We start from the raw sequence: 18,300 nt of genomic DNA on the forward strand, positions 1-18,300 counted from the left end.
CCACCCGCGCCCACGCAAGGGCAGCGCATTGCCGCTCCCCGCTTCATCTTGCCAAATACAACTCAATCCGACGCGTGCCAAAGGCCCCAGCGTCAGCCGTTTTGCTTCAACAGCCGCGCCTTTTGCCGATCCCAATCGCGCTTGGCCGACGTCTCGCGCTTGTCCTGAGCCTTCTTGCCCTTGGCGATGCCGATCTTCAGCTTCACCAGACCCTTGTGGTTGAAGTACATCACGATCGGCACCAGCGTCATGCCTTCGCGCTGGGTGGCGTTCCAGAGCTTCGACAGCTCTTTCTTCGACGCCAACAGCTTGCGTCGCCGCTTTTCCTCATGGCCGAAGGTCTTCGCCTGAACATAAGGCGCAATGTAGGAGTTCACGAGCCACAGCTCACCGTCCTTCACCTCGGCATAGCTCTCGGCGATGTTGCTCTGCCCCTGGCGCAGGCTCTTGACCTCGGACCCTTCAAGGATGATCCCAACCTCAAGATCGCTTTCGATTGCATAATCGAAGCGGGCACGCCGGTTCTCGGCGATGACTTTGTAGTTTGGATTCTCGGGTTTCTTGGCCATGGTCAGGGTTATCTAGGGACCCTGTCGGTGCAAGTCCACCGGAGTCAGCCGCTGATCCGTGCCGAAAGGATGATATTGGCCAACGCGATTGCTGCGCCCAGTCCCCCTGCGATGCCCAGGGCGATCAGCCCGTGGCCTGCGATGACCGCCCCGCCGATGGCCGATCCCAGCGCCGCGCCGATGTAGATGGCCGCCGCATTCAGGGACAGAACCACGGGCGCGCGTTCGGGACGCAGGCTTATGATACGGGCCTGTTGCGGTGCGGTGATGGACCAGCCGAAGGTGGACCAAACGAAGACCAGTGTGAACAAGAGCCACCCCGCCATGGGCAGCGTGGAGAACAGGGGCATGGCGACAATTTGGGTCAGGGCCAGGAACAGCAGCGTGCGGGTCGGACCGAAGCGGTCCGCCATCCATCCGCCCAACAGGTTGCCGAATACCGCCGCAAGCCCAAGGCACAGCAAAATGCCACTGATCCCGTTGCGACCATATCCCATGACCTCTTCCAGCAGCGATGCAAGGAAGGTCAACGGCACATAGATCGCGCCAAGGAAAGTTGCGGTCACAAGAATGGCCAACATGATGGGGCCATCCGCGATGACCGCGCCAAGGTCCCTCAGTCCCACGGGCTGGAAGTGAAGGCCGCGCGGCACACGGGTCCAGATCAGAAACAGGCACGGCAACGCGATGATGGCAACGATCAGGAAGGCAAACCGCCAGCCGAAGGTGAAAGCGACAAAGCCCCCCGCAGGAACGCCGATCACCTGCGCCAACGTCAGGCCGAACATCACCGATGCAAGCGACCGCGCCCGCTGTTGCGGCGCCACGACGCCCGCGACGACGGCGGCGGTGACAGGTGTGGTGATCCCGGCCCCCACCGCCGCCAGCGCGCGGGCGATGAAAAGCACCCCTTCATTGGGCGCAAGAGCCGCAAGCAAATTGGCCATCGCAAAGATCGAAAGGCCCGCGAACAGAACCTTGCGGCGCCCTACTCGGCCCGTGGCCGAGACCAGAAGCGGCGACGTCACGGCGTAGGCGATCGCGTAGATCGTCATGACCCACCCCGCCAGGGACACGGATAACCCAAGGTCCGCCGCAAGGGGCGGCAGCATCCCGATGACCATGAACGCGCCCATGCCGATCACGAAATTCGTGGCCGACATGATGGCGATCAAGCTGCGCTCGGACGTTATGTCGCCGTCCGAGGGGGTGTTCAATTGAGAAGGCCCGCGTGGCGCAGGGCGGCTTCAATCTTGACCTTCGTCGCGGCCTCCACCCCCACCAAAGGCAAGCGCACTTCGTCCGAGCAAAGGCCAAGGACGGACATCGCGTATTTCACGCCGCACAGGCCCGGCTCCGTAAAGATCGCCTCATGCAGCGGCATCAGACGATCCTGGTAGCTTAGCGCCGTGGCAAAATCACCTGCGCGCATGGTGGCCTGGAACTCGGCGCACAGCTTCGGCGCAACGTTGGCCGTGACGCTGATACAGCCGACACCGCCATGGGCGTTGAAGCCAAGCGCGCTGGCATCCTCGGCAGACATCTGCACGAAATCCGCGCCACATGCGGCCCGTTGCTGGGACACGCGGGCCATGTCGGCGGTTGCGTCTTTCACGCCGATGATCATCGGGTGCTTGGCCAAATGGCCCATAGTTTCGGGCGACATGTCCACGACGGACCGTCCGGGGATGTTGTAGATGAAGATCGGGATGCCAACCTCGGCCAGCGCCTCGTAGTGGGCGATCAGCCCGCGCTGAGTGGGCTTGTTGTAGTAGGGCGTCACCACAAGGGTGGCGTCCGCCCCTACGGCCTTGGCGTGCTGCACGTGGTGCAATGCCTCTGCAGTGTTGTTGGACCCGGCCCCCGCGATCACCGGCACGCGACCGTTCGCGGCCTTCACCACCGTCTCAATCACCTCCTCATGCTCTTCATGGCTTAACGTGGGGCTTTCGCCAGTCGTGCCGACAGGAACCAACCCGTTAGAGCCTTCCGCGATATGCCACTCCACCAGACGTTTCAGCACGTCAAAGTCCACAGCACCTTTTGTCATCGGCGTGACCAGAGCGGGCATTGAACCTTGGAACATCATTCGCGTCCTTCAATCAGGAGGGGGGGGTTAGCGGCAATTTCCTGCCCCAATACAAGGCGGGCGCGGGATTGCCAAGTTCGTGAGTTGCGTCTGAGCGCTTGTGCATTATCTTGGAGTTTCTAGGGACAACACAACTAGGAGACGCCGCGTGACCATGCGACGCCTGATGACGGCCCTTGTCCTTTGCTCTTTCGCCGGAGCGACCCCCACGTTCGCGCAATCGGACTCCGAGGCTTTGGCCCTGGCGCTGGCGGCCTACAACCAAGGGGATCTGGCCGGAGGATCCGCCGCAGCGCAATCCCTGACCGATCCTGTCGCGTTGGACCTTCTTGCCTGGACGCGACTGCGGCGTGGCGAGGGTGATTTTGCCGAATACATCTCGTTCCTTGACCGCAACCCGGATTGGCCCGGTCTGGACTACCTGCGCCGCCAGGGTGAGCCTTCGATCCCCGAAGGCGGCGACGCGGCGGAAATCATGGACTACTTTGCCGACGTCCTGCCCGAAACCGGGGCCGGGTCCCTTGCCCTTGCCCAGGCGCTGGCAGATACGGGCAACCCAGTTGTGGCAGAGGCTATCGTCGTCCGTGCCTGGACGTCGCTGGTGATGACCGGCATGAACGCGCAGGCCCTCAATCGCGCATTCGGCAACTTGCTGACGCAAGATCATCACATCGCGCGGCTCGACCATCTGTTGTGGGAAAACGCAGAAGAACGCGCGCGGGCGATGTTTTCCCTCGTGCCCGAGGAATACGTGCCCCTGGCGACCGCGCGGCTGGCGCTGCGCGACCGTGCCCCCGGCGTGAACGCCCTGATCGATGCGATCCCGGCGTCGCTACAGAACGACCCCGGCTTGGCCTACGAGCGGTTCATCTGGCGCATTCGCGAAGGCCTTTGGGAAAGCGCGGGCGAGTTGATGGCCGAACGCTCGGTCTCGGCCGCCAGCCTGGGGCGTCCCGCTGAATGGGGCCGCCGACGTGCGGACCTGGCCCGCGATGTGATGCGTGAGGGCGAACACGAACTGTGTTACGAGTATGCCGCGAACCACCGGATCGAGCCCACCGACGATTATATCCGCTTTGCGGATCTGGAATGGATCGCGGGCTACTGCGCCTTGCAACTGGACCGGCCTGAGGTCGCCGTTGGCCATTTCGAGGCGTTCCGCGAGGTTGTGTTCTCTCCGATCTCGGTCGGGCGTGCGGGCTATTGGCTTGGCCGTGCCCATGAGGCGGCAGGCAACGCCGAGGCGGCGGCAGAGGCCTATGCCCTGGGGGCCCAGTATCAATCCAGTTTTTACGGACAGCTTGCACAGGAACGCGGCGGCTTACCGGTGGATCCCGAATTTCTCGGGACCCGGGATTACGGCGATTGGCGAACGTCCAGCTTCGCGGATCTTGATGTCTTTCACGCCGCGATGCTGCTGTACGAGGCGGGCCAGGTTAATCTGGCCGAGCGCTTCTTTACCCATATCACCGAACGCCTCGATGAGACGGAGGCCGGCATGATGGGAAGCCTGATGCTGGAGTTGGGCGAGCCGCATTACGCGCTTCTGGTCGCCAAACGGGCGGCGCAATCGGGGCACGAGCTTTTTTCCGCCTACTACCCGCTGGCTGATCTTGAAGACGTGGACCTGCCGATTCCCCGCGCCTTTGCCCTTGCGATTGCGCGCAGGGAAAGCGAGTTCGACCCGTTCGTCGTGTCCGGCGCGGGCGCGATGGGGCTGATGCAGGTGATGCCCGGGACCGGCCGCGATTCAGCCGGAGAGCTGGGGATCGCCTTCTCGGAAAGCCGCCTGCGCAGTGATCCGGCGTACAACGTGCTTCTGGGGTCCAACTACATCGCGGGGCTGTTGGAAGCCTATGACGGCAACCCGGTGCTGGTCTCGGTGGGGTATAACGCCGGGCCGGGACGAGTCCGGCAATGGCTGGAGCGCTTCGGCGATCCCCGTGACGTAGATGACGTCATCGACTGGATCGAAGACATCCCCTTCACCGAAACCCGCAACTACATCATGCGTGTGATCGAAAGCTTGCCCATCTACGAGGCGCAATTGACCGGAGAGTTGCCGACGTTGGGCCTTAGCGAGCGGTTGGTGCAATAGAACCAGCACCGCTTGGTCCAGCGCACTTCTGTGGGGGCCTCCGCAAATGTTGCGCGCGCTTGCAGACGGTGCTGGACCGAGCCGAAGAATAGGATAGGTGTGAACTATGGATTGGTCAGTGTTCCCCTTGTTTCTTGGTGCGTGCGGCGCGGCAGCTGCGACGGGCGCAATGTTTTCGCCGGGTCAATGGTATCGCGACCTGTCCAAACCAATCTGGACACCGCCGGATTGGCTGTTCCCCCTTGCCTGGACTGTCCTCTATATCTGCTCGGCAATCGCGGCGACGCGGGTGGCTGTCTTGGGCGATTCAGCCCACGCCATGGGCTTTTGGGCATTCCAGATCGCGCTGAACACCCTGTGGACCCCTGTTTTCTTCGGGTTGGAGCGGATCCGCGCCGGGGCGCTTGTCCTGTCGTTCCTGTGGATTTCTGTCGCGGGATGCATGGTGACGTTCTTCATGGCTGATACTTTAGCGGGCTTGCTGATCGTGCCTTACCTAGTCTGGGTGACGATTGCGGGTGCCTTGAACCTGTCGGTTTGGCGCCTGAACCCCGAGAAGGCCGCATTGGGCTGAGTCCCTTGCAGGCCTGAGTCGCCACCCTCTTTCCAGAATTGTTGCAAAAACCCGCGCCGTCCTCACGGCGGCGAGACGGGCTTTCACGGGCCTGTGTGGTTGGTGCAGGGCGGGGTGCCCTCTGTGCATATGCGCACCTATATCGCGCAATTCTCTCGGTTACGTGTGTGGAATCACGACAACACAAGGCGCATATTCATCTCATCGGAACGCAGCAAGACGCCGCGCTTCCCCAAGACAACCCAAACCAGGGGCCGCGACAACCGCCGCCCACTCAGAAAAGAAAAAGGACTAACGTCATGAAAAAGATCGCAATCATCGCCGCCACCACCCTGTCCATGGCCGCTTCCCTCGCTGCTCCGGCTTTCGCGCAATCGGCCTCCACCGCCTTCGCCATCGCGCATTTCAACCAGTCGGCCGATAGCGCCTCGGACGTCGTGGCCCTGCCCAATGGCGAGAACACCACGCAGGTCTCTACCCGCGGCATGACGCCCCTGGCTGAAGCCTTCGCCCTGTTCAACGAATACGCTGACGGCACCGGCGACCTGCGCGGCCTGAACGGCGCAACCGTCGTGAACGGCACGCCCGCTTACGGCGCCGACATCTTCGAGCGCCTGCGCGCCGCTGATCGTGAGAACAACTAAGAACAGATCACGGGACCTCCTCCCCCGGGTCAGCCCCTCGCCACCATGGCGGGGGGCTTTCTTTTGTACGGGGCGAACACAAAAAAGGGCGCCACATCGGGCGCCCTTTTGTATCTAGCTGTAAGCCGGATCAGGTGAGCGATCGCTCAACCTCTTCCCGCTCGAAGATCTCGATGACGTCGCCGGGGCGGATGTCTTCGTAGTTCTCGAACGCCATACCGCATTCTTGGCCGGACTGGACCTCTTTGACCTCGTCCTTGAAGCGCTTCAGCGTTTTCAACGTGCCTTCGTGGATCACCACATCGTCGCGCAGCAGGCGCACACCGGCCGAGCGTCGTGCGACGCCTTCTGTGACCAGGCAACCCGCCACGTTACCCACGCCAGAGACCTTGAAGACCTCTTTGATGTTGGCGTAGCCGATGAAGTTTTCGCGGATTTCTGCACCCAGAAGGCCGGAGGCGGCCGCTTTCACGTCGTCCACGAGGTCGTAGATCACCGAGTAGTAGCGGATTTCCACACCCTTCTGGTTCGCGGCCTGGCGCGCCGGCGCGTTCGCCCGGACGTTGAAGCCGATAACCGGCGTACCGGAGGCTTCGGCCAAGCCGATGTCCGATTCCGTGATCGCCCCGACACCGTAGTGCAGCACGCGGACGCGAACTTCGTCGTTGCCGATCTTTTCCAGCGCCTGAACGATCGCCTCGGCAGAGCCCTGCACGTCGGCCTTCATCACCACCTGCAACTCGCGCACGTTCTCGTCAGCTTTGGCGTTTGCCAGCAGCTGATCGAGGGTTGTGGCGGCACCGGCAGCAGCGCGCTTATCCTTGGCGGCCTGCTCGCGGTATTCTGCGATCTCACGGGCTTGAGCTTCGGTGTCGACAACGTTCAACACGTCGCCCGCTTCGGGCGTACCGTTCAAACCGAGCACCTCAACCGGAACCGAGGGGCCAGCTTCCTTCACCCGCTCACCCTGGTCGTTGACCAGTGCGCGGACCTTGCCCCACTGCTCACCCACGACGAAGATATCGCCTTGGCGCAGCGTGCCTTTTTCCACGAGAACGGTGGCGACAGGACCACGGCCCACATCAAGCTGTGCCTCGATCACGGCACCTTGCGCGGCGCGGTCGGGGTTGGCTTTCAGTTCCAGCAGTTCCGCCTGAAGCGCGATGGCTTCCAGCAGTTCCGGCAGGCCTTGGCCGGTCATGGCCGAAACCTCGACGTCCTGCACATCGCCGGACATCGCTTCCACGATCACTTCGTGCTGCAACAGATCCGTGCGGACCTTTTGCGGGTCGGCTGCGGGTCGGTCGATCTTGTTGATCGCCACGATCATCGGCACGTTGGCCGCTTTCGCGTGGGCAATCGCCTCGATCGTCTGCGGCATCACGGCGTCATCGGCTGCAACCACCAGAACCACGATGTCCGTGACCTGAGCACCGCGCGCCCGCATCGACGTGAACGCCGCGTGGCCGGGAGTGTCGAGGAACGACAGAACAGCGCCGGATTCGGTTGTGACCTGGTAAGCACCGATGTGCTGGGTAATCCCGCCCGCTTCGCCAGAGACCACATTGGCCTGACGGATGCGGTCGAGAAGCGAGGTTTTGCCGTGGTCGACGTGGCCCATGATCGTGATGACCGGCGGACGCGGCTGCATCTTGCCTTCATCATCCTCGACCGTATCGATCACCTGTTCGACGTCTGCATCCGAGACACGCTGTACGCGGTGGCCGAATTCCTCGACGATCAGTTCCGCCGTATCCGCATCAATCGGCTGGTTCTGCGTGATCATCATGCCATTGTTCATCAGCGCCTTGACGACGTCTGCAACACGCTCGGACATACGGTTTGCCAGTTCCGAGACTATGATCGTCTCGGGGATCTGCACGTCACGAATGACCTTTTCGCGATCAACGGAGCCGCCCATCGCCTTTTGGCGCTGACGTTCCTGCTTGCGCTTCATCGCCGCCATGGAGCGTTGACGGCCACCTTCGCCACCGGTCATCGCCTGGTTGACGGTCAACTTGCCGGAACGGCGCCCCCCGTCGTCGTTACCACGGCCCCGGTTCTCGCGCTTGTTGTCACGCTCGGGTTCGCGGCGGGCGGGCACAGCCTTGCCACCACCGCGCGACCCGGATGGGGCGGCGGTTGGATCGGCAGGGGCAGCGGCCGGGGTCGCGGCTTCGGCGGGCGCGTTGCGGCGCGCTTCTTCCTCGGCCTTGCGACGTTCGTCTTCTTCGGCCTTGGCCTTCAGCGCCTCTTCGCGCTCGCGCTCTTCACGCTCTTTGGCTTCGGCATCGGCGCGGCGGCGGTTGCGTTCTTCTTCACGCTCTTGCTCTGCGCGCACGCGCTCTTCGGCTTCCTGGCTTTCGCGGGCCTTGGCGGCCTGCAACGCCTTCAGGCGCCGCTCCATCTCGGCGTCGGGGACCGACTTGTCGCGCTTGCCGCCTTCGGCATTTTGCATGGCAGCAGAGGGTGCACCGGGTTTGGGCACCATCACGCGCTTGCGCTTCGTCTCGACCACCACAGATTTGGTGCGCCCGCGAGAAAAGCTTTGGTTCACGCGGCCTGACCGCGCGCCACCAGATAGGCCAAGTGGTTTTTTTCCGTCTTGATCGCTCATGCGTTCTGTCTGTCCTTCTCGGTGGTCTGGCCACCGTCTGCTACACGCAGTCCCTGGAGTCTCACGGCGTCCTCTATAACACGAGGGCTGAGTCCACCAGCGGCAAGCGCGCCATGTATCACACTTTGGCGTCCGAAAGCCAAACCCAATTCCTGGGCGGTCAGGATGCCGAAGTATCTTGCCCCTTGCGGGGTCCATAGTTTCGATTTGCCGCGTTCCGACCCGTCAGAGGCCTGTAGCAGCACGCCGACGTTTTCATTCGCCAGCCAGTCTTTCACCTTCTCAAAGCCCGCGACCGCCTTGCCGCCCTTGCGGCACAGGGCGATCAGATCCGTCACCCGGCGCACCAGTTGGGTTTCCACCCGGTCCACCAGATCGTCGGGCACGCTCACCTGTTGTTTCGCCGCGCGTGAGAAAAGGTTCTTCTTCACCGCCAGCTCAAGCGCCGCACGATCCGCGCTGACCCACATGCCACGACCGGGCAGTTTCTCCAGCGTGTCGGCAACAACCTGCCCATCGGGACCAACAACGAACCGGATGAAACCGCGCTTTGGCGCGATCTCTCCGGTTGCAATGCACTTCCGCTCGGGACCGTCACTTCGGTCCTTATGTTGGCCACCACGCGTCATTCGCGGGTACTGGCAAAGGGCGTTAGCCCTCTGCCAACTCCTGTGCGTTAGCCTCGGATTCGGCGGCCGCATCGGCTTCCAATTCCTCGATCGTCACCCAACCCAATTGCAGGCGTGCGGTCATCACCATGTTCTGTGCTTCTTCCAAAGAGACTTCGAAGGGTTCCAGCAAGCCATCGTCCTTGATGCGCTCGCCGCCGTCGGTCGTCCAGCCACCGGCCAGTTCCCAATCGGCGCAGGTGGCGAAGTCTTCCAGCGTTTTCACGCCATCTTCACCAAGTGCCACCAACATTTGGGGCGTGAGGCCTTCGAATGCAACAAGGCTGTCTTCGACGCCCAGTTCTTTTGCCTTCTCCAGCGCCAGTCTGTTCTGCTCTTCCAGGTAATCGCGGGCGCGGGCCTGCAATTCCTTGGCCGTGTCTTCATCGACGCCGTCGATGACCAGCAGTTCATCCGCTTCCACGTAGGCGACTTCTTCCAGGGCGGTGAACCCTTCGGAAACCAGAAGCTGCGCAAAGAACTCGTCCAGGTCGAGGCTGTCCATGAACAGCTTCGTGCGCTCTTCGAACTCGGCCTGACGGCGCTTGGATTCTTCCTCTTCCGTCAGAATATCGATGTCCAGGCCGGTCAGCTGCGACGCAAGCCGCACGTTTTGGCCACGACGGCCAATGGCCAGCGACAGTTGCTCATCGGGGACCACGACTTCGATCTTGCCGGCGTCCTCATCAAGAACCACCTTGGAGACCTCGGCGGGCTGGAGCGCGTTCACCAGGAACGTGGGCGCGTCTTCGTTCCACGGGATAATGTCGATCTTTTCGCCCTGCAACTCGTTCACGACGGCCTGCACGCGAGAACCGCGCATACCCACGCAGGCACCCACGGGGTCGATGCCGTTGTCGTAGGAGATGACGGCGATCTTGGCGCGGGAACCGGGGTCACGGGCCACGGCCTTGATCTCGATGATGCCGTCATAAATCTCGGGCACCTCCATCTTGAACAACTCACGCATGAATTCGGGCGCGGTGCGCGACAGGAAGATCTGGTGGCCCCGGTTCTCGCGGCGCACATCCTTGATGTAGCAGCGGATGCGGTCGCCGTTGCGGTAGGCTTCGCGGCCAATCTTTTCATTGCGGCGCAACTGCGCTTCGCCCGAGCCCACGTCCACGATGACGTTGCCGTATTCCTCGCGCTTGACGACGCCGTTGATGATCTCGCCCACGCGGTCCTTGAACTCTTCGTACTGACGGTCACGCTCGGCTTCGCGAACTTTTTGCAGGATCACCTGCTTGGCCGACTGCGCGGCGATCCGGCCCATTTCCACGGGCGGCACTTCGTCGGCGATCATGTCACCAACGACGGGGTCGGCGGACTGGTCCACACCCTCGGTCAGCAGCTTGTCGTTTTCCGTCGGCGCGCGCAGCACGAAGCGCTTCACGTCGCGGGTTTCCACGACCTCGCCTTCTTCGTCGTAAACGTGGGACTTGGCATTGAAGACCACCACATTCGGGCGCGCGTGTTTCACGGTGTCGATCCCGTCTTTCAACAGGATCTCGGCCTTGTCGTTTTCCAACGTGTCCTCATCGGCCACGGTGCGCACACGGGTGAAGGTGGCGCGACCCGTCTTGCGGTCGATGGCAACGCGGATGTCCAACTCGCTGCCGTAACGGGACTTGGCGGCACGGGCGAGGGATTCTTCCATCGCCTCGACCACCAGATTGGGGTCGATCATCTTTTCACGGGCGACCGCCTCGGCGGTTTGCAGCAGTTCCAGCTGGTTGGCTGATGTAATGGCCATGTGCGTTAGTCCTCCGCCTCGGTGGGCTCTTCTTCAATATCGTCAAAATCGGCCTCGTTGATGAGGCCCGCATCTTTGCGCTGTTTCAGCATTTCCTTGATCAACTCTTCGGTCAGCACCAGCTTTGCATCGCTGAGCCATTCGAAGTTGAGGCCGACGGTGACCGTCTCATTGCCCTGATCCAGATTGACCAGAACTTCACCGTCTTCCACTCCCGCAAGGATACCCTTGAAGCGCCGCTGCCCGCCGATCATCTCGGTGGTTTCCAGTTTTGCTTCATAGCCCTCGAACGTCTCGAAATCCTTCAGGCGCGTAAGCGGCCGGTCGATACCGGGGCTGGAGACCTCCAGCGCGTAGGCGTCTTCCAGCGGATCTTCCACGTCCAACAGGACGGAGATCGCATTGGAGATCTGGGCGCATTCATCCACGTCGATGCCGCCCTCGGGACGTTCGGCCATGATCTGTAGCGTGTTGGTCTTGCCGCCCATGACGCGGATGCGCACGACCTCGAACCCCAGCGCCTCGATCGAGGGCGTGACGATTTCCGCCATCCGGCGGTCCATGGAGGTCTTGGCGATCAGATCAGACATTGTGGTCTTAAGGGGTCCTAGAAACGAAAAAGCGGGCCGTGCGGCCCGCTGCAAGTGTCGGTGGTGCCGAAGTGTCGGCGCCGCTGTTGAAGTCGATATAGGGGGAATCAGGGGGCGGCGCAAGGCCGCCCTCCCCACTAGGCGATTAGCCGCAATAGGCGCGCAGAACGGTGCCACGATCGTCCGTCGCAAGATTGAGGCGATACGGGCGATAGTCGTACGTCACTACGGTATGAGGCCAGATCACGCGCACGTTTGCGGGCACTGGGGCATGGGTGATGTTTTGGCCGATCCAGTAGTACGCATGGGCGGCCCCACAATCATGACCTTGCACGGGCACCGTGTGGCCGCCGGGCAAGGGTTGCGGGTTCCACTGCGTACCGCCTGTTGGGTTTTGCGCGACACCGCCCGCAATCGGAAGGGGGCTGAAGATGACGCCAGAATGGCTTTGGGCTGAAGCCACAGCAGGGGTTAGTGCCACAACAAGAGCGGCGAAAATTGCTTTTGTAGAAATAGTCATTGGAAAAACTCCGAAGGGTGAAGGGTGTTGAATATGGGCCCTACCTACCAGACCGGACCGCCTTCTTCACCTAAGGGAACCCTTAGTAAGGTTAACCGCAGTAGACCCGCGTGATGCGGTCGGTGTCGTTCACGTCGAAGTTGATCCTCTCAACCCGGTAGTCCCGCGTCACGATGGTGCCCGGCCTGATCACGCGCTTGGGGTGGTCCAGCTCCAGCATCTCGGCAATCTCGGCACGTTGGCCCACAAGCCCCTGCAACCCCGCCGCGCCGCAGAGGTCGGACCCCGCCGTTTGCGCCATGGTCATCACCGGAGCCATCATCAAGGCGACGATCAAGGGGAAACGGGTCATGGTATCCTCCGTTGCTTTGTATCCGAGATTGTCACAGTCTTGCACAAACACAAGTCTACGGGAGGACACGCAAAAATGCGTACGAGAGCCGCCGTTGCCCTAGAGGCCGGCAAACCATTGGAAGTGATGGAAGTGAACCTTGACGGCCCGCGCGCCGGTGAGGTGCTGGTCGAAATCAAGGCCACTGGCATTTGCCATACGGACGAATTCACCCTCTCCGGCGCGGACCCTGAGGGGCTTTTCCCTGCCATTCTTGGCCATGAAGGCGCCGGCGTGGTGCTGGAGGTCGGCCCCGGCGTGACGTCGTTGCAGCCCGGAGACCACGTGATCCCACTTTACACGGCGGAGTGTCGGGAGTGTGAATACTGCCTCAACCCCAAGACCAACCTCTGCCAGAAGGTGCGGGCGACCCAGGGGCAGGGCCTGATGCCCGATGGATCTTCGCGATTCTCCATGCTCGATGGGACGCCGATCCTGCACTACATGGGATGTTCTACCTTCGCGAACCACACCGTGGTGCCCGAGGTGTCGTTGGCGAAAGTCCGCAAGGACGCGCCGTTCGACAAGATCTGCTACATCGGCTGCGGCGTGACCACCGGCATCGGCGCGGTGATCTACACGGCCAAGGTGGAGATCGGCAGCCGTGCGATTGTCTTCGGCTTGGGCGGTATCGGCCTCAACGTGATCCAGGGCCTGCGCCTTGCGGGCGCGGATCAGATCGTGGGCGTCGACATCAACCCCGGCAAGGTCGAGATGGCCAAGCGCTTCGGCATGACCGATTTTGTGAACCCCAAGGAGGTCTCCGGTGATCTGGTGGGCCACCTTGTTGAACTGACGGGTGGCGGGGCCGATTATACGTTCGATGCCACCGGCAACGTGGACGTGATGCGCACCGCGCTGGAGGCCTGCCACAAGGGCTGGGGCGAGAGCATCATCATCGGCGTGGCCCCGGCCGGTGCCGAAATCAGCACCCGCCCGTTCCAACTGGTCACCGGCCGCAGCTGGCGCGGCACGGCCTTTGGCGGCGCGCGCGGGCGCACCGACGTGCCGCAAATCGTGGATTGGTACATGGACGGGAAAATCGAGATCGACCCGATGATCACCCACACCCTGACGCTCGACAACATCAACGAAGGTTTCGACCTGATGCACCGCGGCGAGTCCATCCGCTCCGTTGTCGTCTACTGACCCGAGATTTACCCATGAGAACTTTGTGAAAGGTCCCCAAATGAAACCAACACGTATTCTGACTGCCGCCGCCTTGTCCCTTGCCGCCTCCGGAGCCGCCCAGGCCGAGGGCTGGACGGTGACGGACTTTTCGTCACTACCCGACCGCGATACCTGCATGAATTACGCGGAAACAACGTTCAATACCTACCGCCAGCGGTTCGGCGGCGACGGATTTACCGGGCGCTCGAACTGGACCATCGGCGGCTATGACCTGCGTGGCGAAGTGGTGGATGGGTTGTTCATCTGCGCTGACGAAAGCGGCCTCGTGGCGCCGTTCCTCGTGGTCTACAACGTCGACGACGACAGCGATGCCCGCGAGACGATCGCCGATCGCCTTGGCGATATCTGGGATGAGGTCGTGGACGGAAACGGCGTGCCCGGCGGCACAGCGCCCACGCCGGTGCCTGCGCCCGGCGGCACGAAGTAAGCTCGCAATACTTACACCTTGGGCCGCGCCGCAATGGGGCGGCCCAAGGTTTCTTTGGGAATATAGTTTTGCGTTCTTTCTGCCTCCTCCCCGCGATTTTTGCGGCACTCTCGTCCCACGCGACCGCCCAAAGCATCGACTATGAAGACCTGCCCCGTTTCGAACTCGGCCTTCAGGGCGACTTTTCGGAATGGGCACCCTGGGCGTACAGTTCGGTGCAGGCTGAGGGCGGCAATTTCGTCATGACCGTACTTGAAGACTGGCACCACTTTGCCCGTGACTACGCGACCAGAGGGACGCCCGACGGGATCAATGTCGCCTTCTGCGGGTTGGCGTTTGCCCCGTTCCAACCCAATCCCACCATGGCCCAAGGTGAGGTTATCATTCCCCTTGGCAGTCCCGAACTTGCCAATTCCGCCGTGCAACTGATGAGCGGCGAGATCGAGTGTGAGGATTTTCTTGCAGAGCGCGCTGCCGCCCCTGCTGGCGCCCCTTTGCCGGTTGTGGCGCCGGTTGCTGACCCACGCGCTGGCGCTCCGCTGGAACTTGGGGTGCCCGGCGACATCGTCCTCGCCCAACCATCCGCGTTCACGATCGTGGACACCGACGGAGAGAACCTGGTCCTTTTCGCACACCAAGAGTTTCTGCCGGTCGTCATGGAATACGCGGCCGTCGCGCCGTCGGAAGGCATCAGCATCTCGATTTGCGGCCAGGTATTTGCGCCGTTCAGGCCGTTGGAAAACCTGGGATCGGGCATGATGGTCATCCCCTTGGGGGATGCGGAAACGGCCCGTCGCGCGGCGGATGTCATGGCCGGAATCGCAACCTGCGATACCTTTGCGGTCGCGGGCGACGACATCACGATCGAGGACTTGCTGCCAACGCCCTCTGCGACGCTAGCGCCCATATCCGGGCTGACGATATCCAGCCCATCCGACACCTACGAGGCGATGACCGAAGAAATCATCGAAGCCCGCGTCGCGGTGTCCCCCTTTACCGGCGGACACGTCATCAACCTGACCTTCGGGCCCGGGCTTGCCCTGTGGTTCGGCGCGGAGACCGGGGAACATCTGGGCGAGCGCATCGCGCTTTCTGTCTGCGGCGAGGTCATCACAGACCCGACGGTGCAGGAAGCCATAACGGGCGTAGAGCTACAGATCAGTGGCAGCTTTCAAAAGGCCGAGGCCGAAAACATCGCCGCGCGCATCCGGGGTGACATTCCCTGCGGCGGGTAGCGCGTTTCCCTTGCCCTCGCGATGTGCAACACAGGGCAAAAAGGGGAACTACTCATGGCCAATGATACTCCGCTGCTTGCCGTACTGATCGACGCCGACAACACGTCTCACAAGCACGCCCAGGCGATCTTTGAAGAGATCGCGCGGTTTGGGGAGGCATCCGTGCGGCGGATTTACGGGGATTTCAGCTCGACCCACATGAAGGGCTGGTCTGGGGTGCAGGCGGAATACGGCATCGTACCCCATCACCAGCCCGCCAACACCGTAGGCAAGAACGCGAGCGATATCGCGCTGGTGATCGATGCGATGGACATCCTGCATTCGGGCCGGTTCGACGGCTTTGTGCTGGTCTCTTCCGACAGCGACTTCACCCGGCTCGCCAGCCGCATCCGCGAACAGGGCCTGGACGTTTACGGCATCGGCCAACAGAAAACGCCCGAGGCCTTCCGGAAGGCCTGCAAGCGGTTCATCTTCATTGAAAACATTCTGCCGGATCAGCCCAAAGGCACCCCCGCCGCCAAGCGTGACCCGAAACCGGAAGCCGCCCCCCTGAACGAGGCGCGCGACCTGATCTTCCGCGCCATGGAGGCGATCGAACAGGACGACGATTGGTATTCACTGGGGCAGCTTGGCCAATACATGACCGCCGCCAATCCCGATTTCGACACGCGGACCTATGGCAAACGCAAGTTGAGCGATCTGGTCGAAAGCCTGAAAATGCTGGAAGTGAAGCGCGGTCAGGGCAACCAACTGCTGGTGCGGCGCCTGGACTGATGCGACTTTGGCTGGCAGAGGCGGCCGAGAAACCAACCCTTGCCCGTTCCTATGCAGCCTACATGGCCGAGTTGTGCCCCGGCGACGCCACCACCGACGATCCCTACTTCGAGCGGTACTGGCAGGAGCCGTCTGCGCGATTTCCTTACCGCTTCGGAAACGATGCGCCCCAAGGCTTTGCGTTCGTCCGTATCCCGCAAGAGCCGGACCTCGACTTCGAGATGGCCGAGTTCTGCGTTGATCCCGTCCACAGGCAGCAAGGCCTTGGCGTCGCGATCCTGCCGTTGCTGTTCGCGCGGCACCCCGGGCGGTGGGAGGTCTCGGTTCTGATGTCGAATGGGGCGGGGCTTGCGTTCTGGCCCAAGGCGTTACGCAAAGCGGCTGTTCAAGATCTGCGTATGAAGGAAGATGACATCGCCCGCGATTATCGGTTCACGGCGCACTAGAGCCTAGGCCGCGCGAACATAGCGGGCAAGGAACGTGCGCACGGCCTCATCGACGATGCGGTCGATTTCCTCTTCCTTGGGATCTTGCTCGATTCCGAACATGACTTTCAGCATCAGATCGGTGCGGCACAGTTGCGCCAGTTGATCCGCGGCAAGGTCCGGGTCTTCCACATCCAGAACGGCACGGGCCTTGTCACTACACAGGAAACTGCTGATCTTTTCGCCCCAGTGCTTTGGGCCGCTGGCGTAGAAAGCTGTCCCCAGATCCGGGAAACGCTTGGATTCCGCGACGCAGACACGGAACATGTCCTGCCCGAAATCGCTGAGCAGGAAGGTGATCAGCTTTTTGCAGATCACGGCGAGCTTTTCCTCGACGCTCAGGCCCTTCTGCTCGAACAGCACGTCGACCTCGGACTGCGCGGCGCATTCGGTCTTGAGCACTTCAAGGAACAGGTGCTGTTTGTCGGGGAAGTAGCTGTAAAGCGTTGCCTTCGACACACCCGCATCGCGGGCGATCTCGTCTACTGACGCGCCCTCAAAGCCTTCGCGCATGAAAACAGCACGCGCGCCGGCGATGACCTGGTCGTATTTGCGACCTTTCTTGATCTGTAACTCTGCGTTCATGAAGTGGCGTCTCTCTCCTGACGACTATTGTAAACTACTTAGTTCAGTTCCGGCAAGATGGTCGTTTGGGCAACACGCTTGCTGGACAGCGGCGGGCGCTTGGCATAGCGCTGGAGCATGCTGGAAATCTTCCTGAAGACGCTGCCTTTTTTCGCCTTGATCGCGCTGGGGTTCCAAGCCTGTCGCACGGGCTTTTTCACGTCCGAGGCGGCGGCCTACCTGACTAAGTTCGTCTTCTACTTCGCGCTGTCGGCCATGCTGTTCCGCTTTGCGGCGAACCTGTCGCTGTCCGAGATCTTCGATTGGCAGTTCGTGGGGGCGTATCTGTCGGCGTGTTTCGTCGTCTATTTCATCGCCACCGCCGTCGCGATGATCCGCAAGCGCCCCGTCGATGAAGCCGCGTTCGAGGCCCAATGCGCCGTGATCGGCAACGTGGGCTTTCTGGGCGTTCCGATGCTTGTGGTGCTTCTGGGCGAGGCCGCCGCAGGCCCCATCCTGTTGGTGCTGTCGCTGGACTTGATCGTGTTCTCCAGCCTGATCGTAATCATCGTAACAGGATCGCGCGATGGGCGGATGTCTTTCGGAGTGTTGCGCACGGTCGGGATCGGGTTGCTGAAGAACCCGATGATCGTCTCGATCACCTTGGGCCTTGCCTGGTCCACCACCGGCCTAGCCGTGCCGGGCCCGGTGAACGAGTTCCTCGCGATCCTGGGGGCGGCGGCCACGCCCGGCGCGCTTTTCGCCATTGGCGCATCGCTGGCAGGAAAATCAGCCGAGCGGATGTCCGTGGCGGGTTGGCTCACCTTCTGCAAACTGGTCCTGCATCCGGCGGCGGTGGCCGTGGCGGCGCTTTTGATCTTCGATGTGCCCTCCTACGACGCGGCGGTCATGATCGCGGCGGCCTCCCTTCCGGTGGCGGGCAATGTCTACATTCTGGCGCAACACTACGGCGTGGCACCGCAGCGGGTTTCGGCGGCGATCCTGATCTCGACCGCTGTGTCGATCCTGACGGTTTCAGCCGTGATTGCGTGGTTGGCGCCGCTATCTGGCGCGTAAACGTTGCCCAAAGGGAACGTAAACGTTGCAC

General features: G+C 62.0%; 19 protein-coding genes. 9 read left to right on the forward strand and 10 right to left on the reverse strand.

Annotation, left to right across the window (positions count from 1 at the left end; genetic code table 11):
- Nucleotides 1–92: 92 nt before the first annotated feature.
- From smpB to dapA, 3 genes are read right to left on the reverse strand one after another with little or no spacing between them, the layout of a single operon-like run.
- The gene (gene smpB / locus KUL25_RS15380; RefSeq protein ID WP_068364666.1) at nt 93–569 is read right to left on the reverse strand and encodes an SsrA-binding protein SmpB; all 477 of its coding nucleotides are present in this window, start codon (nt 567–569) and stop codon (nt 93–95) included.
- Between the two features lie 44 nt (nt 570–613).
- Nucleotides 614–1,786 (reverse strand): MFS transporter, encoded by a 1,173-nt coding sequence (locus KUL25_RS15385; protein WP_257893731.1) that lies wholly within the window; start codon nt 1,784–1,786, stop codon nt 614–616.
- Nucleotides 1,783–2,655, reverse strand: coding sequence for a 4-hydroxy-tetrahydrodipicolinate synthase (gene dapA, locus KUL25_RS15390; protein ID WP_257893732.1), 873 nt, complete (start codon nt 2,653–2,655; stop codon nt 1,783–1,785). The genes KUL25_RS15385 and dapA overlap by 4 nt, the downstream gene beginning before the upstream one ends.
- A gap of 157 nt (nt 2,656–2,812) precedes the next feature.
- Between dapA and KUL25_RS15395 the strand changes: the two genes are divergently transcribed.
- The 3 genes from KUL25_RS15395 (at nt 2,813) to KUL25_RS15405 (ending at nt 5,974) form a co-directional block, all read left to right on the forward strand.
- Complete coding sequence (locus KUL25_RS15395) at nt 2,813–4,756, forward strand: lytic transglycosylase domain-containing protein (protein ID WP_257894874.1); 1,944 nt, start codon at nt 2,813–2,815, stop codon at nt 4,754–4,756.
- 106 nt (nt 4,757–4,862) lie between these two features.
- Nucleotides 4,863–5,330 (forward strand): tryptophan-rich sensory protein TspO, encoded by a 468-nt coding sequence (gene tspO / locus KUL25_RS15400; RefSeq protein ID WP_257893733.1) that lies wholly within the window; start codon nt 4,863–4,865, stop codon nt 5,328–5,330.
- Between the two features lie 299 nt (nt 5,331–5,629).
- A complete protein-coding gene (locus KUL25_RS15405) occupies nt 5,630–5,974 on the forward strand; it encodes a hypothetical protein (RefSeq protein ID WP_257893734.1) in 345 nt (114 codons plus the stop codon).
- A gap of 130 nt (nt 5,975–6,104) precedes the next feature.
- Here KUL25_RS15405 and infB read toward each other — a convergent pair whose 3' ends face one another.
- From infB to KUL25_RS15435, 6 genes are all read right to left on the reverse strand, one after another.
- Nucleotides 6,105–8,591: a translation initiation factor IF-2 gene (gene infB / locus KUL25_RS15410; protein WP_257893735.1), complete on the reverse strand. Its 2,487-nt coding sequence runs from the start codon at nt 8,589–8,591 to the stop codon at nt 6,105–6,107.
- Entirely contained in the window at nt 8,588–9,220 is a 633-nt protein-coding gene (locus KUL25_RS15415; protein WP_257893736.1) for an RNA-binding protein, read from the reverse strand. The genes infB and KUL25_RS15415 overlap by 4 nt, the downstream gene beginning before the upstream one ends.
- Nucleotides 9,221–9,242: 22 nt before the next feature.
- The gene (nusA, locus tag KUL25_RS15420) at nt 9,243–11,015 is read right to left on the reverse strand and encodes a transcription termination factor NusA (RefSeq protein WP_257893737.1); all 1,773 of its coding nucleotides are present in this window, start codon (nt 11,013–11,015) and stop codon (nt 9,243–9,245) included.
- Nucleotides 11,016–11,020: 5 nt separating this feature from the next.
- On the reverse strand, nt 11,021–11,605 hold the full coding sequence (rimP, locus tag KUL25_RS15425; protein WP_068364689.1) for a ribosome maturation factor RimP: 585 nt from the start codon (nt 11,603–11,605) through the stop codon (nt 11,021–11,023).
- A 145-nt stretch (nt 11,606–11,750) separates the two neighbouring features.
- Nucleotides 11,751–12,125, reverse strand: coding sequence for an I78 family peptidase inhibitor (locus KUL25_RS15430; RefSeq protein ID WP_257893738.1), 375 nt, complete (start codon nt 12,123–12,125; stop codon nt 11,751–11,753).
- Nucleotides 12,126–12,216: 91 nt separating this feature from the next.
- Entirely contained in the window at nt 12,217–12,477 is a 261-nt protein-coding gene (locus tag KUL25_RS15435; protein ID WP_257893739.1) for an I78 family peptidase inhibitor, read from the reverse strand.
- Nucleotides 12,478–12,552: 75 nt separating this feature from the next.
- On the opposite strand from KUL25_RS15435, the gene KUL25_RS15440 reads away from it, so the two are divergent.
- From KUL25_RS15440 to KUL25_RS15460, 5 genes are all read left to right on the forward strand, one after another.
- Nucleotides 12,553–13,665, forward strand: a complete 1,113-nt coding sequence (locus tag KUL25_RS15440; RefSeq protein ID WP_257893740.1) for an S-(hydroxymethyl)glutathione dehydrogenase/class III alcohol dehydrogenase — start codon at nt 12,553–12,555, stop codon at nt 13,663–13,665.
- 40 nt (nt 13,666–13,705) lie between these two features.
- A complete protein-coding gene (locus KUL25_RS15445) occupies nt 13,706–14,134 on the forward strand; it encodes a hypothetical protein (RefSeq protein ID WP_257893741.1) in 429 nt (142 codons plus the stop codon).
- Nucleotides 14,135–14,376: 242 nt separating this feature from the next.
- Nucleotides 14,377–15,369: a SecDF P1 head subdomain-containing protein gene (locus KUL25_RS15450; protein ID WP_257893742.1), complete on the forward strand. Its 993-nt coding sequence runs from the start codon at nt 14,377–14,379 to the stop codon at nt 15,367–15,369.
- Nucleotides 15,370–15,423: 54 nt separating this feature from the next.
- Complete coding sequence (locus tag KUL25_RS15455) at nt 15,424–16,143, forward strand: NYN domain-containing protein (RefSeq protein ID WP_068364901.1); 720 nt, start codon at nt 15,424–15,426, stop codon at nt 16,141–16,143.
- Nucleotides 16,143–16,589 (forward strand): hypothetical protein, encoded by a 447-nt coding sequence (locus KUL25_RS15460; RefSeq protein ID WP_257893743.1) that lies wholly within the window; start codon nt 16,143–16,145, stop codon nt 16,587–16,589. Before KUL25_RS15455 ends, KUL25_RS15460 begins: the two co-directional genes overlap by 1 nt.
- Before the next feature lie 3 nt (nt 16,590–16,592).
- On the opposite strand, the gene KUL25_RS15465 is transcribed toward KUL25_RS15460, so the two are convergent.
- Nucleotides 16,593–17,213: a TetR/AcrR family transcriptional regulator gene (locus tag KUL25_RS15465; protein WP_257893744.1), complete on the reverse strand. Its 621-nt coding sequence runs from the start codon at nt 17,211–17,213 to the stop codon at nt 16,593–16,595.
- 117 nt (nt 17,214–17,330) lie between these two features.
- On the opposite strand from KUL25_RS15465, the gene KUL25_RS15470 reads away from it, so the two are divergent.
- Nucleotides 17,331–18,269, forward strand: a complete 939-nt coding sequence (locus KUL25_RS15470) for an AEC family transporter (protein WP_257893745.1) — start codon at nt 17,331–17,333, stop codon at nt 18,267–18,269.
- Nucleotides 18,270–18,300 lie beyond the last annotated feature (31 nt).

This window comes from Gymnodinialimonas phycosphaerae (assembly GCF_019195455.1).
GTDB lineage: Bacteria > Pseudomonadota > Alphaproteobacteria > Rhodobacterales > Rhodobacteraceae > Gymnodinialimonas > Gymnodinialimonas phycosphaerae.

Coding starts and splice junctions, on each gene's coding strand:
- smpB (WP_068364666.1), bottom strand. CDS start 569: ATGGCCAAGAAACCCGAGAATCCAAACTACAAAGTCATCGCCGAGAAC.
- dapA (WP_257893732.1), bottom strand. CDS start 2,655: ATGTTCCAAGGTTCAATGCCCGCTCTGGTCACGCCGATGACAAAAGGT.
- KUL25_RS15395 (WP_257894874.1), top strand. CDS start 2,813: ATGCGACGCCTGATGACGGCCCTTGTCCTTTGCTCTTTCGCCGGAGCG.
- tspO (WP_257893733.1), top strand. CDS start 4,863: ATGGATTGGTCAGTGTTCCCCTTGTTTCTTGGTGCGTGCGGCGCGGCA.
- KUL25_RS15405 (WP_257893734.1), top strand. CDS start 5,630: ATGAAAAAGATCGCAATCATCGCCGCCACCACCCTGTCCATGGCCGCT.
- infB (WP_257893735.1), bottom strand. CDS start 8,591: ATGAGCGATCAAGACGGAAAAAAACCACTTGGCCTATCTGGTGGCGCG.
- KUL25_RS15415 (WP_257893736.1), bottom strand. CDS start 9,220: ATGACGCGTGGTGGCCAACATAAGGACCGAAGTGACGGTCCCGAGCGG.
- nusA (WP_257893737.1), bottom strand. CDS start 11,015: ATGGCCATTACATCAGCCAACCAGCTGGAACTGCTGCAAACCGCCGAG.
- rimP (WP_068364689.1), bottom strand. CDS start 11,605: ATGTCTGATCTGATCGCCAAGACCTCCATGGACCGCCGGATGGCGGAA.
- KUL25_RS15430 (WP_257893738.1), bottom strand. CDS start 12,125: ATGACTATTTCTACAAAAGCAATTTTCGCCGCTCTTGTTGTGGCACTA.
- KUL25_RS15435 (WP_257893739.1), bottom strand. CDS start 12,477: ATGACCCGTTTCCCCTTGATCGTCGCCTTGATGATGGCTCCGGTGATG.
- KUL25_RS15440 (WP_257893740.1), top strand. CDS start 12,553: ATGCGTACGAGAGCCGCCGTTGCCCTAGAGGCCGGCAAACCATTGGAA.
- KUL25_RS15445 (WP_257893741.1), top strand. CDS start 13,706: ATGAAACCAACACGTATTCTGACTGCCGCCGCCTTGTCCCTTGCCGCC.
- KUL25_RS15450 (WP_257893742.1), top strand. CDS start 14,377: ATGACCGTACTTGAAGACTGGCACCACTTTGCCCGTGACTACGCGACC.
- KUL25_RS15455 (WP_068364901.1), top strand. CDS start 15,424: ATGGCCAATGATACTCCGCTGCTTGCCGTACTGATCGACGCCGACAAC.
- KUL25_RS15460 (WP_257893743.1), top strand. CDS start 16,143: ATGCGACTTTGGCTGGCAGAGGCGGCCGAGAAACCAACCCTTGCCCGT.
- KUL25_RS15465 (WP_257893744.1), bottom strand. CDS start 17,213: ATGAACGCAGAGTTACAGATCAAGAAAGGTCGCAAATACGACCAGGTC.
- KUL25_RS15470 (WP_257893745.1), top strand. CDS start 17,331: ATGCTGGAAATCTTCCTGAAGACGCTGCCTTTTTTCGCCTTGATCGCG.